At 74.1% G+C, this 297-nt stretch carries 1 protein-coding gene; it reads right to left on the bottom strand.

Features of this window, described 5'->3' with window-relative positions; all coding sequences use genetic code 11:
• Window positions 1-297, bottom strand: a 297-nt coding sequence (locus tag VT50_RS38120; RefSeq protein ID WP_143645421.1) for a hypothetical protein, incomplete at both ends; no start/stop codon positions are given.

Below are 297 nucleotides of genomic sequence, written 5' to 3'. Positions count from 1 at the left end.
TGATCGAGCCCAGCCACAGCGGTCGGCCCGGTTCCCTGCCCTGTCCGTAGGTGGTGAGCAGGGCGCGCGCCTCGATGGGGTCGCCGAGCCTGGTCCCGGTGCCGTGCGCCTCGACCACGTCGACGTCCGCGGTGGACAGTTCGGCGTCGGCGAGCGCCTGCAGGATCACCTGCTCCTGGGAGGGGCCGCTGGGTGCGGTCAGCCCGTTGGACGCGCCGTCGGAGTTGACCGCGGACCCGCGGACCACGGCGAGCACCCGGTGACCGTTGCGGCGCGCGTCGGACAGCCGCTCCACCA

It is taken from the genome of Streptomyces antioxidans (assembly GCF_000968685.2).
GTDB classification, from domain to species: Bacteria; Actinomycetota; Actinomycetes; order Streptomycetales; family Streptomycetaceae; genus Streptomyces; species Streptomyces antioxidans.
The sequence above is the reverse complement of the archived record's forward strand: the minus strand, read 5'-3'. Positions and strand labels throughout refer to the sequence as shown.